Raw genomic sequence first — 13,602 nt, 5'->3', positions numbered from 1 at the left:
GAGCAGAACCCTACACCACACCCTAGACTACCTTAGTGCTCCGCCACCGGTTTGAATAGCTACCCCAGGCATCCCCAAAACTCATCTGGCGAAGGCGTTTTTTTTACCCTATGGTTGAGTCTAGAAAGGTGGTGTAGTCTTTATGCGCCTCGGCGAGCCATGTTCTGGCGGCCGTTCATTTTTCCCCGGCCAGGGGCAGTGGCTCGGTGAGGTCAAGGCTGGTGCTGTCCATGCTGTTTTAGAGGAGTTCAGGCGTGCTGTACCTAGCAGAGCTATCCAAGCCGATTGGATTTGCCAAGTCGTCTCTGCAATTGCTGGCCAAGCAGCAGCAGGACAATACCTGGGTGGCCGTGAACGAAGAATCCATTACCTTGGAAGGCCGCATCGCCCAGGAGGCTGGGCGCTTCAAGGATGGGTCATTGGTGCTGGCGGAAATCTCCGGCAACCGTCAGGTCGCCCGCATCAGCGAAGCCGCTCGCCAACTGGTGACCTATCTGCAAAACTTCAGCCAACTTCAGCTCAGAGCCCGCAGCCAGGAGGAGGAGATCGAGGTTTGGAAACAGTCCCTCACCTTTCAGGCGCATGAGCTTACCCGCCGCGAGATGGAGCTAGCAGCTCAAGAAGAAGAGGTGCAGCGGCTGTATGAGCAATACAAGAGTGTGGAGGAAGATCGCAAACTTCTGGACAGCCTCAAAGAGGAACTGGCAGCCCAGCAAGCTTACTTGGCTGAACAACAGCGCCTGATCGGAGAGCAGCGGGAAGCTCTGAATCGGCAGCGGCAAGAGTTGGAAGCCCAGTTGCAAGAAGCTCGCTCCAGCCGCTTGGGGGAGGCAGAAGCAGCGCAGCTACAGGCTTTGATGCAACAGCTCCAGGAGAGTCTGCATCCGGCTGGAGATCCCTTGGCGCTTCTGCAAAGCTTGAAAAGCCACATTCAGCAGCAGCAGGAGCACTTGAATCAACAGATTGCCCAACTGGAAGCAGAACGTCAGCAGGCCCAGGCCCGGCAAGACGAGCTGGATCGAGACTACCGCGCTTGGCAAGAACGCCACACCGCTTGGTGGGGATCCCAACGATCCCTGGAGCAGAGCCAAGCCGAATGGCATGCCCGCCAGGGATCCCTGCGAGCCCATCAAGAGCACCTGCAGAGGATTCTCCAGCAGCTGCAATCTCAAGAGAGCCTATACCAGAAAGCCTCTCGTCTGGTGCAGGAGTACGACTTCATCGTCGATGGCAGCAGCAACGGCGGGTCAGGTGCCTCAGGGTCTGCGATCTCGGTCGAGGAGCTGGCGGCCTTGGTGAGCCAACTGCGCCGAGATTACGAGCAGCGGGCAGCCCAAGTCAGCCAACAGCGGGCCGAGCTGGAGCAAAACCGGCAAACCCTGCGGGAGCTGCAAGAGCGGCTGGCCACCGCCTCTCCGGAGGAGCGGTTCGACATCGAACTGGATATCGACTACGCCCAGTCTGCCTGCAGCGCCCTAGAGGAAGCCCTGCTGCCTCAGGAGAAAAACCTGCAACGGGAATACGAGGAGCTGGCCCGCCAGGAAGCCCGCCTTAGGCAGCTTCAAAATCAGGCTGCCGCCCCAGTTCAGGTCGATATCGGGCCGATCCTGGAGCAGATCGGCAGCCAGAAGCAGGAGCTTCTCCAAGAAAAAAGCCGCCTGCAAACCCTCGTCCACCAACTGGAATCCTCTCTGCCCTTTCAACAAGAGCAACTGGCCCGCCAGCAGCAGGAATTGCAGCAGCAGTGGCAACAGTTGCAGCAAGAGGAGGGATCCCTGCGGGCCCGCACCCAGGCGATGGCAGAAACCTGGGGCCGCCTCAACCATCTGCAGGCCACCCTCTACCCCGAGCGAGATCGCTGGGCGGAGTTAGCGGAACAACTGGCTCAGTTGGAGGCAGAGCTGGCTCAATATCAAGAAAGGGGCTCCACGGCCAGCGCCCATGTCCAGCAGGTGCAATCGCTCCTGGCCGCCCTCACCCAGCGGTAAGGAGCTGTGTCCTGTCGTCTTCCCAAGCAGGCAGGCAGTGCCCACACATTCCTTTTGACACAAAAGGATAGCTTGGTAGCCCCGTACTTGAGGACGGGGCGGAAAAGCCCTTGAGCCACTTTAGTTGCTTCTTTAGAGCTTCTCCAGGAAAACAACCTACTGCGGTGCCAAACCCGCGCGGCAATGACTAACCTGGAGGAACTGAAGTCCTCCGAAGTAAGCAGAACTTTGAGGTTATGCCTCAAAAGACTATCTAGGGGCGTCTTGACAGCGCCTTCGCCAGTCCATTTTGGGCTGCGTAAGAATCCCCTGCCTTCAGGCGCTGGGAGTGTCAAGGGCTTGACGGCCTCAACCAAAGACAGCAAATCTGGTAAAATTCGGTAGCGCCTTGTAGATAGCGGGATCCCAACTTCTCGAGGCAGAGGAGCAGCGGAGATCTCCGCATTTTATCTGTCAGGAGTGTTCCAGTGTGAGGTCAGCTCGTGCGAATTGCAGTTGATGCGATGGGAGGTGACTACGCTCCCGAAGAGATCATCAAGGGCGCCCTGCTGGCCCATCGCTATCTTCAGGTGGGGATTGCGCTGGTCGGCCGTCCAGACGCGCTTGAGCCTTTCTTGCCCCGGCCCCTGCCTCCTGGGATCACCGTCGTGCCCGCTGAGGAGGTAGTGGGCATGGCGGAAGAGCCCCTGGCGGTGCGCAGGAAGCCGCAAGCCTCTATCAACGTCTCCATGCAACAGGTGCGCGCCAAGCAGGCAGATGCAGTGGTGGCTGCCGGCAACACTGGGGCTACGATGGCCGCTGCCTACCTCAACTTGGGCCGATTGGCGGGGATCGACCGCCCGGCCATCGGTGCTCTTTTGCCCACTTTGAAGGGCAAGCCGGTCTTGCTTTTGGATGTGGGAGCCAACGTGGACTGCCGGCCCCGCTTCTTGGAACAATTTGCCCGCATGGGATCCCTCTACTGCCAGTGCGTGCTGGGGATTGAGAAGCCGCGGGTGGGCCTGCTCAACATTGGCGAGGAGCCCAACAAGGGCAACGACCTGGCCCTGGCCACCCATCAGCGCCTGACCCAGTTGCCGGGGATTCACTTTGCCGGCAACGCCGAGGGGCGAGACGTGCTGACGGGGGACTTTGATGTGGTGGTGTGCGACGGCTTTGTGGGCAACGCCCTGCTCAAGTTTGCCGAGAGCGTCGGCCAGGTGATCACCCAGGTGCTGCGGGAGGAGTTGCCCCGCGGCTGGCGTGGCAAGCTGGGCTGCTGGCTGCTGCAGCCCAATCTGAAGCAGGTGAAGCGGCGCATGGACTATGTGGAATACGGCGGCGCTTTGTTGCTGGGGGTGAACGGCATCTGCGTCATTACCCACGGCAGCTCCAAGGCGGCGATGGTCTACCATGCCATTCGCCTGGCCAAAGAGGCGGCGGAGCAGAAGATCCTACAGCGGCTGCAAGCGGAAATGGCCGACTCTCACCCATCCAAAGTCAATGCCGGAGAGAATGCTCCTCCTCTGGCCTCAGCCTCTAACCCCAGTCCAGAAGCCCTGCCGGTAGGATCCCTGGATCGGGTGGAAGGATAGCGTTCATGCCCAGCAATGGCCTCCCGAGCGTGCGGCTGGTGGGGGTGGGGGCTGCCCTGCCGACTCCCTGCCTGAGCAACGACGACCTCAGCCAGATCGTGGAGACTTCCGACGAGTGGATCTGGCCCCGCACCGGCATTCGCCAACGGCGCATCCTGCCCCCCGACCTCAGCCTGGTGGATTTGGCGGCGCAAGCGGCAAAGGCTGCCCTGGCGCAGGCCGGCATCCCGCCCCAGGAGCTGGATCTAATCCTCCTGGCCACCTCCACCGGCGTCGATCGCTTCGGCTCCGCTCCGCGGGTGCAAGCAGCGCTGGGGGCGACACGGGCGGTGGCTTTTGACCTGACGGCAGCCTGTACAGGGTTTGTGTTTGCTGTGGCCACGGCGGCCCAGTTTCTGCAAACCGGGCTGTACCGGCGGGCGCTGGTGGTGGCGGCGGACGTACTCTCTCGCACAGTGGACTGGACAGATCGCACCACCTGTGTCCTATTTGGGGACGGGGCAGGGGCGGTGGTGCTGGAAGCCGCAAGAGAGGGGGACGGCGGCATCCTCAGCATCGAGCTGCGCAGCGATGGCAGTGGCAGCGAGCTGCTCAGCCTGGCCATGGCCACCGAGGCCAGGCCCCTGGTGGGATCCCTGCAGGTGGGTCAATACCACTGCTGCCCCATCGCCATGAACGGCCGTGAGGTGTACAAGTTCGCCGTCCAAGCGGTGCCGGAGATTATCGAGAAGGCTCTCTTTCGAGCTGGGATTGCCGCAGCAGCCGTGCAAGGCTACTTCATCCACCAGGCCAACCAGCGCATCCTCGATGCTGTGGCCAAGCGGCTGCAGTTGGATCCCCAGCGGGTGGCCAGCGTTCTGGAGCGCTACGGCAACACCTCCGGCGCCTCGGTGCCGATTGCGCTGGCCGACTGGATTGGCCAAAGGCGGTTTGGCCCTGGGGATTTGGGGGTGATGGCTGGCTTCGGCGCCGGCCTCACCTGGGGAGCAATTGTCTTTCGTTGGGGCAGATGAGTTGGAGAGTATTGAACTGATGAGCGTTGCCTGGATCTATCCCGGTCAGGGATCCCAAGTCGTGGGCATGGGAAGGGATTTACAAGATTGGCCAGGGGCGGCCCGCAAGTTGGCTGTGGCCCGCGAGGTGCTGGGATGGGATCCCCTGGCGCTCTCGGAAGAGCAGATCCATCAGACCGGCTACACGCAGCCGGCTTTATTCACTGTATCGGCCCTGCTGACGGACTATCTCTACGCTCAGGGTCAGGCTCCCGCCTGTACAGCCGGCCACAGCTTGGGAGAATATAGCGCCCTCTACGCCGCGGGGGTATTTGATTTTGAGACTGGCCTGCGGCTGGTGGCGCTGCGGGGCCAGTTGATGGAAGCTGCAGGGGATCCCCCCGGCAGCATGGCGGCGCTGATTGGGTTTGATCGCGACAAGCTGGAGCACCTGTGCCAGATGACTCCCGATGTGGTCATTGCCAACGACAACAGCCCGGATCAGGTCGTGATCAGCGGCTCGGTCGAGGGGGTGCAGGCCATCTGTGAGCAGTTGCAGGCCAAGCGCACCGTTCCCCTCAAAGTCAGCGGCGCCTTCCACTCGCCCTTGATGCAGGCGGCGGCGGAAACCTTTGCCCACACCTTGCGCGAGGTTGACTTTCAGGCTCCGCGAGTGCCGGTCTACAGCAATTGCACGGCTGCCGCTAGCCGAGATCCCCAGGTCCTCAAGCAGGCACTGCTGTCTCAGATGACTGCCCCAGTCCGCTGGCGAGAAACGGTGCTGCAGATGGCCGCCGACGGCATCCGAGAGGTGTGGGAAATCGGCCCTGGCAATGTGCTGACGGGCTTGGTGAGGCGAACGGCACCTGCCCTGGGACGGTGCAACATCAGCAGCCTCAGCATCGGCTAAGGGATCCCGGCAGCCCTGTTGCTGCAAGTTGCGTTGCTAGCTCCTCAAGGGAGAAGGGCTGCGGGTGAGGAAACCTCCCCAAACAGCAGTTAGGATCAATGAAAACCTGTTTCTGGGGCCGACGATGCCGTCTTCTCCCCCTCGCCAGCTTTGGGTCAATGCTTTTCCCGCTTTGGCTGGCCTTGCCGTGGCCCTCGGCAGCCTGGGATCCGGCGGATCCCTGTGGCAGTCGGGGGCAGCCGCTTTGGCTACGGGCATGACCGGCTACCTCGCCTCCGCCCTGGCTGGGAGTGAGTCCAAAGCCAAAATCCACCTGCTGGAGCAATCTCTGGAGCACCTCAAAAGCCGGCAAGAGCTAGGTTTACAGCACCTGCAAAACGAGCTGGCCGATCTGCGGGCTGCTCTTGCCAATTGGACACCCCTTCGGCAGGAAGAGAAAGCCGGCGATGGAACTGATGCTCAAACCTATTTTGAGTTGGGATCCCAGATCCAAGCTCAGCAAGAATTGCTTTCACAATTGCGTACAGAAGAGCAGAATCTAAAAGCCTCAATAGAAGACTTGCAAGCCAAAAAACAAGAGCTTGTACAACTTTTGAAAGAGTACGTTGCGAAAATTGACCAACTCCGCTGCAAACGGGATCTTTTGGCCCAAGAGATCGCCCGCCTTAATCAAGCTCGCCAAGCAACAGGCTGCAGCAACTTTGCCGCCCACCCCTCTGGGTTTGGAAAGGGATCCCTGGGCTTCAGCTCCGTTTCTGCCACCGCCTACGACGAAATTCTTGCAGCTATTGAGGAGCGAGTAAACGACTTGGACGACATGGCAAAAGCGATGGCAGAGCTGAGCTCGCTCGAGGGCAGATGGTAGCCTATCAGACGCCTTCCGAGTCCGGATCTATTTCATGAATTCGCCGCAGGGATCCCTTATTAAAGGCCGGGAAGCGTAGATAGGGGTACTGTTCCTTGGCCTGCTGCAGCTCTTGAAAGGCGGGGGCCAGGTGGTCTTGGGGGGAGATCCCTGTCACGACACACCAGATCTTGGTGCGTGTCAAGGCCACAAAAGCTTGGTTGCGCCGGCGCAGTTGCTCTTCCACACTGAGCCCCGGTTCGGTGGCGTTTTGAAACTGGCAAACGTAGACTTTCCAAGCTTCATTGCCTTTGGCCCGGAAGATCCCCGCTAGGGTGACATGCCCCGGCAAGCGGAAAATATCCTGACCGGCATCTTCGCCGGCTATGAGAGCTCTAATTCCTCTTTGTTTGAGCTTGGCCTTCAGGCTTTCCCAATAAGGTCTGCTCTTCTTGAAGCTGCCTACACCGGTAACCAGGAGATCCTCCGGCTGAAAACTCCACTGCTTCAGGTCGCGCTCGATTTGTTGGGCAATCCAATTCTGCTCCTCTTCCTCAGAAGGGAAGGTGCGCCAGATTAGCAGCGATTGCGGATCCACCTTGGGCTCAAAGTCTTCTTGATCGATGGGATGGCAAGCCTTGCGGGTGAGGGTAATTGTGGATCCAGGCTTACGAAAATCGCCTTCTACCACTTCGTAACCTAAATTTTCCCACTGCCCTTTTTGAGTAACTCCCTGCAAAGGCTGGTCTCCACGCAAAAGACCCATGTTGATGGCATGGGCAGCCATGAGAATAATCTTCGGAGTGCGGTAGCAATGGGGCAACACAGTGGCCCGCCCTCCCAACTGCACTTTGGGCTTGCCTGTCTCGTCGCGCCCGAATAGCTCGGCTATTCCTGGCACCGTCAGCGAGCCAATGCCCTGGGCTTCGTCATAGGCCCAATAGAGCCGTTTGGGATCCCGTAAAGCCCGATAGGCTAAACGGTAAAAGGCAGGGGGCAAATCTTGACCTTCATCGATCAAAATAACATCGAAGAGCTGAGGGATTTCCTTGGCTTCTTTTTCTAACTTTTCGCAGACGTAGTCGAAGGGCTCAGTTGTATAGTCATTTTTATCCCTTAGCTCTGCCTTTGCCCGCTCCAAGCTTTTGGGCGTTAAGCCACATTCGTTAGCGAGCAATCGATAGAACCCAGTTTGATTTTGGGATCCCCAGGCGTGCATCACCTGGATCTTTTTCCAGTCCGGCTCAAGGTCAAACTTGCTCTGACAGACCTTTGAGATTTGCTCGCGAATTTGGTGATAGAGAGAGCGGGTGTAAAAAACTACCGCAATGTCCCAATCGGGGTGGTCGGCGTGGATCTTGGCCGCTCTGCGAGTCAAGACTACCGTTTTGCCTGTCCCCGCCAGGCCCCGCAACCGCTGTGGCCCCTCAGGATATTGGGTGGCAATTTTGCGTTGGTCTTCATCAAGCTTAAAGATCTGCTCTTGGACGCGACGGATCACCGCCTGGGGATCGTAGCTGTAAGATATTGGGTCATCGCCGGGATCCCCCAACTTTATTCCCAACGTTTTGAGGATCACTTCCCATTCTGTGGCGTTGAGAGGAGCGCCATTGGCCTTTTTGGCCGCATACAGAGTCTGCCGCAACTGCTCTGGATGCTCCAAATCATCTGCAAAAAGCAGCGCCCCGAGAAACGGGGGATCCCCGAAGCGCTCCTGCCATTCTTGTCGCCGAATGCGAGGCAAAGCCAGCCGATATTGCCAGGCAACGCGAGCTTGGAGAGGCCGGGTTTCCGGATTTTGCTGCAGCCAATTCTTGATCTGAAACATTTGGTTATCGGCCTGCCCCAAGGGGGTCTCGGTTTCCCTGTGCCACTCCCGCATGCGCCACTGGCTGCCGTCGATGGCTTCGATATTGTAAAGGTTGCAGCCCTTACACTCGAAAACCCAAAAGCCCAGTTCAAAATGAATCAATAGGATGTCGGGCTTGGCCGTGACGTGGCCCTGATGGTTATAGATACTGAACTGATGGAGGAGGTAGCCGGGATCGGATCCCAGGGCCTGCCGCAGCGCATTCCAAACCACTGCTTCCGCAGCTACCCCAGGTAAGCTGTCGTCCAGAGCGCCGTCGGGTTGAAAGTGCATGGGGGATCCCTCGTTTTCCAACTTGAACCCAATGTACAACAGGAAACCTGAGCTCTTGGGGAAGGATCCAAAGCCCCTAAAGCAAAGACTCAGGTCGGATCCGGGGATCCACCCACATCAAGAGCAGATCGGCCAACAAATTGCCCAGAATGAGCATCACGGCCCCCAGCAAAAGCCCGGCCATCACCACGTTGATGTCGAAGCTCTGGACCGCTTCCAAGAGCAGCTTGCCCAGCCCCGGCCAGTTGAAGAAAAACTCGGCAATAAAAGAGCCGCTGAGCAAATTGGCAAACTCAAAGCCCAAGATCGTGATCAAGGGGTTGACGGCGTTGCGCAATGCATGCAGCCAGATCACCCGCCATTCCGGGATCCCACGCGCCCGCGCCGCCTGGATGTATTCCTGCCGCAGCACGTCCAAGAAGTTGCCGCGGGTAATCCGCTGCAGCCCGGCAAAGCTGGTGATGCTCAGGGCCAGCGTGGGCAAGAGCAGGTGACGGCCCAGATCCAGCAGCTTTCCCCCCCAACCCAGCTCGGCAAAATAAACACTGGTCATCCCGCCCACCGGCAGCCAGCCCACGTTTTGGGCCACGATCAGCAGCAAAATGGCTAGCACAAAGCTGGGCATGGCCTGCCCCAGGTAGCTGAGCAACTGCAACGCCCGATCCAGAGGAGTGTTCTGCTGCAGCGCCCCCAGGATCCCCAGCGGAATGGCGATCATCCAAGTCAGCAAAACGGAGCACACTGCCAACAGCAGGGTGGCGCCGGCGCGGGAGAGGATGAGCTGCGCTACTGGCACGCGATAGGTGTAGCTGACGCCAAAATCCCCCTGCAGCAGATTGCCCAGCCAGGTCAAATACTGCCAAAGCAAGGGTTTATCCAAGCCCAGCCGCGCCTCTTCCTGGGCGATAAACTCCTGGCTGATACTGGGATCCGCCCGCAAGGGATCCAAAAAATCGCCGGGGGCCAGTTGCAGGAGCAAAAAGCTGAGCACCGTGATCAGCAGCAGCACCGGCACCGCTTGGACCAGCCGCTGCAAAACAAGGGCTAGGGGAGGCCAAAGGCTGAACACCCGTCCAGCAGGGGGAGAAGAGGTTGCGGCCACAGGCAGAAGTCGAGTTGAGCGAGGTCCAAATCTCCCTGGGAGTGGGATCCCTGTCGAACTATGCTGCCATTCTCGCGGCCAAATTTCCAGGTTGCTGCCTGGCTTGGAACAGGGCGCAGTTGCCCGTTAGGGGAATTGGGGGTTAAGCCAATCCGGCAGGCGCAAGCTAAGGCGGTAGACTAGTTAGAAGCTTTTTCGATGAGTTGCCGTTGGGAAGATCTCTTGCGAAACCTGTTTCTTACCGGCGCTAGCGGCTGTCTGGGGCATTATGTGTTGGAGCGCCTGGCCCAACAAAGGGATCCCGAGTTTCCGGAGCAGCCCGCCTACCACCTGTACATTCTTATCCGCAACCCCAGCCGCCTGCGGTTGCCCCCGGAGCGTTTGCCTGCCCCCATCACCCTGGTGGCCGGCGATCTCCTGCGCATTCGGGAACACGCCGCCCTGCTGCGGCAGATGGATGGGTTGATCCACATGGCGGCGGCTTGGGGGGATCCCACCCTGACCTGGGCGGTGAACGTCACCCACACCTTGGAGTTGCTCAGCTTGTTGGATCCGGAGCGCTGTCAGCAGGTGATCTACTTTTCCACTGCCAGCCTTTTGAATCAAGCGTTAGAACCTTTGGCCATCGCCGGCCAGGCCGGCACCGACTACATCCGCAGCAAGTACGCGATGCTGCTGCGACGGCAGGAAAGCAGCTTCTGGCCAGATCGCCTGCTCACCCTCTACCCCACCCTGCTGTTTGGCGGCAGCCCCCACCACCCCTACTCCCACATCACCGCCGGCCTCAAGGAGGTGCTCCGCTGGCTGGATTTGATCCGCTTTTTGCGGGTGGATGCCAGCTTCCACTTCATCCACGCTGCCGATGTGGCCGAGATGGTGGCCCATTGGGTGGCCCATCCGCCGGGGGGAGGGGATTGGGTGTTGGGCAACCCCCCCTTGTCGGTGGATGAATGCGTAGAGCAGGTGTGCGCCTATTTTAAAAAACGGATTTATTTCCGCCTGCCCCTGCCCATCGGCCTATTTCGCGCCCTAGCCTTCCTACTTCGGGTGCGACTTTCGGCCTGGGATGAGTACTGCCTGCGCCACCGCCACTTTGTCTATCCGGCCCTCTCCCCAGCAGCGCTGGGCTTGCCCTGCCGCTTCCCTACCGTAGCCTCTCTTCTCGACGCCTACCTCTAGGCCACCTTTGATAGAGTCACGCAACTCCCCTCTCCCCAGGGGTAAGGGATCCCGACAGGGATCAGCCGGCAGAGGCCACTGCTTCTCTGTGAGCCAAGCCTTGAAGCTGAGCAGCAATGCGCTCCCGGTCGAGCCTCTGGCCGATGAACACCAGGCGGGTCAACCGCGGCTCTTGCGGGCGCCAGGGGCGGTCGTAGTAGGTCTCAAATCGGGATCCCACCCCCTGCAGCACCAGGCGCATCGGCTTGTGGGGCACGGCCACAAACCCCTTTACCCGGTAGAGGCATTCCTCTTGAGCCAGTTGACGCAGTTGGGCAACTAGGGATCCCGGCTCATAGCTGCCCTCCAGGCTGAGGCAGAAAGACTCAAAAGCTTCGTGCTCGTGCTCCTCCTCGAAGTCGTGGTGGCTGGGGCGGCGCTCCAACTGATCCTCCACCGCCGCCTGGAAGCCCAAGAGCACTTCTGGGGCAACCTGGCCCCGCTCACAGGGGAGAACTCGAACCTCAGGGCGCAATTGTTGCCGCAGCCAGCTCTCCACCTGGGTTCGCTCCTTCGGCGTGATCTGATCCACCTTGCTCAGCAGCACCAAATCAGCGCAGCTCAACTGATCCTCAAACAGCTCCTCAATGGGAGTCTCGTGATCCAGGCTCTCATCGGCCTGACGCTGCGCCTCCAGCGCCGCCAGATCCCCCACCAGTTGCCCAGAAGCCAGGGCCTGGCCATCCACCACTGCAATCACCGCATCCACCGTGGCGCCGGTGCGAATGGTGGGCCAGCGGAAAGCCTGCACCAGCGGCTTGGGCAAGGCCAATCCTGAAGTCTCAATCAGGATGCAGTCCAGCTCTGCCCGCCGCCGCAGCAGAGCCTCCATGGTCGGCAAGAACTCCTCCTGCACCGTGCAGCAGAGGCAGCCGTTGGCCAGCTCCAGAATGGGGATGGAGCCCCCTCCCTCGCAGAGTTGGCAATCCCGCAGCAGTTCGCCGTCGATGCCCACTTCGCCAAACTCATTGACCACTACGGCGATGCGGCGGCCCTGGTTGTTGAGCAAAAGGTGACGGATCAAAGTGGTCTTGCCGGATCCCAAAAATCCGGTGATGACCGTAACCGGAACTTTGTGCATCTTGATTTGCGCATTCGGCCTTCCCAGTCTCTACCCGTGCTTCCCTCTCTGTCCATCCCGGCAGGGGGGATCCCCAAAAAAAGGCCCCCTGCCGGGGGCCAAAGGTTGTGATCTCCGAGAGACTTCCGGGCTTATCGGATCGGCTTCATCCGGTAAACCGGCTCGTTCTCGCGGCTGATCCCCTTCTCAAAGCCGGCAGCAGCGGCGCGCGCGCGACCAGCATGCCACAGGTGACCGACGAAGAACAGGAAGCCGAAGATGAAGTTGTGGGCTGCCAGCCAGGTGCGCGGGCTGGTGAAGTTCACCGTGTTGATCTCGGTAGCCACACCCCCCACCGAGTTCAGGGATCCCAGCGGCGCGTGGGTCATGTACTCTACCGCACGGCGGGCCTGCCAGGGTTGGATGTCGTTCTTCAGCTTGTCCAGATCCAAGCCATTGGGGCCCAGCAGCGGCTCTTTCCAAGGGGCCCGCACATCCCAGAAGCGCATCGTCTCACCGCCGAAGATGATCTCGCCCGTGGGAGAGCGCATCAGGTACTTACCCAGACCGGTGGGGCCTTGGGCCTGGCCGATGTTCGCCCCCAGGCGCTGGTCGCGCACGATAAAGGTGAGGGCTTGGGCTTGCGAGGCTTCCGGGCCGGTGGGGCCGTAGAACTCGCTGGGGTAAACGGTGTTGTTGAACCAGATGTAGCAGGTGGCAATAAAGCTCATCAGCGAGACCGCCGCCAAGCTGTAGGAGAGATAGGCCTCTCCCGACCAGATAAGAGCACGGCGGGCCCAGCCAAAAGGCTTGGTGAGGATGTGCCAGATCCCACCGGCAATGCAGATGATGCCGATGTAGATGTGGCCGCCGATCACATCCTCCATGTTGTCCACGCTGATGATCCAGCCGTCGCCGCCAAAGGGAGACTTGAACAGGTAGCCGAAGATGACCGCCGGGTTGAGCGTGGGGTTGGTGATCACCCGCACGTCGCCACCCCCCGGAGCCCAGGTGTCATAGACGCCACCAAACCACATGGCCTTGGCCACCAACAGGAAAGCCCCCAACCCCAACAGGATGAGGTGGATCCCCAAGATGGTGGTCATCTTGTTCTTGTCTTTCCAGTCGTAGCCGAAGAAGGGGAAAGACTGCTCCAGGGTTTCCGGGCCGCGCACGGCGTGATAAATGCCTCCCAGACCCAGCACCGCGCTGGAGACCAGGTGCAGCACACCGATCACAAAGTAGGGGTAGGTATCGATCACCTCGCCGCCTGGGCCAACTCCCCAGCCCAAAGTGGCCACGTGGGGCATCAGGATCAGCCCCTGCTCGTACATGGGCCGATCCGGCGTGAAGTGAGCCACCTCAAACAGCAGCATCGCTCCCGCCCAGAAGACGATCAGGCCGGCGTGGGCTACGTGAGCGCCCAAAAGCCGACCGGAAAGATTGATCAAGCGAGCATTCCCGGCCCACCAGGCGAACCCGCCCTGGGTGCGATCCTGCATCGCTGCGGAACCAAACGTCGTTGAAGTCACTGAGGCCAGCCTCCGAAAACAGTAAAGGTCACAGTACAGCAAAAGATATGAGGTGAAAAGCAAAGGAGCTTAGGAATGGCCGAGCGCCTACCCATCCAATCCAAGACTTGAATAGGCGAACGCTCGGCCTCGGCTCTCACGTAAAGGATCGAGAGAACTCAAGCGTTCGACAGCCAGCGCCAGTTTAGAGCGCGTTGCCGCGGGGCAGGACTTCCTCGGGGAACTCAAAGCGCTCGTGC

General features: G+C 59.9%; 10 protein-coding genes. 6 read left to right on the top strand and 4 right to left on the bottom strand.

The features are described 5' to 3' along the window. Positions 1-254: 254 nt before the first annotated feature. The 5 genes from hmpF (at position 255) to NW855_RS10310 (ending at position 6,329) form a co-directional block, all read left to right on the top strand. Positions 255-1,988 (top strand): pilus motility taxis protein HmpF, encoded by a 1,734-nt coding sequence (gene hmpF, locus NW855_RS10330; RefSeq protein WP_414508727.1) that lies wholly within the window; start codon positions 255-257, stop codon positions 1,986-1,988. A 482-nt stretch (positions 1,989-2,470) separates the two neighbouring features. Then, on the top strand, positions 2,471-3,562 hold the full coding sequence (plsX, locus tag NW855_RS10325; protein WP_011431166.1) for a phosphate acyltransferase PlsX: 1,092 nt from the start codon (positions 2,471-2,473) through the stop codon (positions 3,560-3,562). A gap of 5 nt (positions 3,563-3,567) precedes the next feature. Continuing rightward, positions 3,568-4,575: a beta-ketoacyl-ACP synthase III gene (locus tag NW855_RS10320; protein WP_414402848.1), complete on the top strand. Its 1,008-nt coding sequence runs from the start codon at positions 3,568-3,570 to the stop codon at positions 4,573-4,575. Between the two features lie 19 nt (positions 4,576-4,594). Then, complete coding sequence (fabD, locus tag NW855_RS10315) at positions 4,595-5,464, top strand: ACP S-malonyltransferase (RefSeq protein WP_011431164.1); 870 nt, start codon at positions 4,595-4,597, stop codon at positions 5,462-5,464. Between the two features lie 124 nt (positions 5,465-5,588). Beyond that, a complete protein-coding gene (locus NW855_RS10310) occupies positions 5,589-6,329 on the top strand; it encodes a hypothetical protein (protein ID WP_011431163.1) in 741 nt (246 codons plus the stop codon). 4 nt (positions 6,330-6,333) lie between these two features. Here NW855_RS10310 and NW855_RS10305 read toward each other — a convergent pair whose 3' ends face one another. Next, positions 6,334-8,490, bottom strand: coding sequence for a DEAD/DEAH box helicase (locus NW855_RS10305; RefSeq protein ID WP_011431162.1), 2,157 nt, complete (start codon positions 8,488-8,490; stop codon positions 6,334-6,336). Positions 8,491-8,527: 37 nt separating this feature from the next. Further along, entirely contained in the window at positions 8,528-9,553 is a 1,026-nt protein-coding gene (locus tag NW855_RS10300) for an ABC transporter permease (protein WP_011431161.1), read from the bottom strand. 198 nt (positions 9,554-9,751) lie between these two features. Here NW855_RS10300 and NW855_RS10295 point away from each other — a divergent pair, with 198 nt between their 5' ends. After that, positions 9,752-10,732, top strand: a complete 981-nt coding sequence (locus NW855_RS10295; RefSeq protein WP_414389557.1) for an NAD-dependent epimerase/dehydratase family protein — start codon at positions 9,752-9,754, stop codon at positions 10,730-10,732. Between the two features lie 61 nt (positions 10,733-10,793). Here the strand turns inward: NW855_RS10295 and cobW are convergent, their stop codons facing one another. Together cobW and psbC are read right to left on the bottom strand one after the other, a co-directional pair. Next, positions 10,794-11,852 carry a cobalamin biosynthesis protein CobW gene (gene cobW, locus NW855_RS10290; protein WP_011431159.1) on the bottom strand — a complete coding sequence of 353 codons (1,059 nt, stop codon included), beginning with the start codon at positions 11,850-11,852 and terminating at the stop codon, positions 10,794-10,796. 131 nt (positions 11,853-11,983) lie between these two features. Next, positions 11,984-13,333, bottom strand: coding sequence for a photosystem II reaction center protein CP43 (gene psbC / locus NW855_RS10285; protein ID WP_041438536.1), 1,350 nt, complete (start codon positions 13,331-13,333; stop codon positions 11,984-11,986). Between the last annotated feature and the right edge of the window lie 269 nt (positions 13,334-13,602).

The sequence above is a fragment of the Synechococcus sp. RC10B2 genome (assembly GCF_047502635.1).
Note: the sequence above shows the minus strand (reverse complement) of the source record. Positions and strands in the feature narration are given on the sequence as shown.

Bases quoted from the DNA above. Each gene is read 5' to 3' on its own strand.
- NW855_RS10320 (WP_414402848.1), top strand. From the start codon at position 3,568: ATGCCCAGCAATGGCCTCCCGAGCGTGCGGCTGGTGGGGGTGGGGGCT.
- psbC (WP_041438536.1), bottom strand. From the start codon at position 13,333: ATGCAGGATCGCACCCAGGGCGGGTTCGCCTGGTGGGCCGGGAATGCT.
- fabD (WP_011431164.1), top strand. From the start codon at position 4,595: ATGAGCGTTGCCTGGATCTATCCCGGTCAGGGATCCCAAGTCGTGGGC.
- NW855_RS10310 (WP_011431163.1), top strand. From the start codon at position 5,589: ATGCCGTCTTCTCCCCCTCGCCAGCTTTGGGTCAATGCTTTTCCCGCT.
- cobW (WP_011431159.1), bottom strand. From the start codon at position 11,852: ATGCACAAAGTTCCGGTTACGGTCATCACCGGATTTTTGGGATCCGGC.
- NW855_RS10295 (WP_414389557.1), top strand. From the start codon at position 9,752: ATGAGTTGCCGTTGGGAAGATCTCTTGCGAAACCTGTTTCTTACCGGC.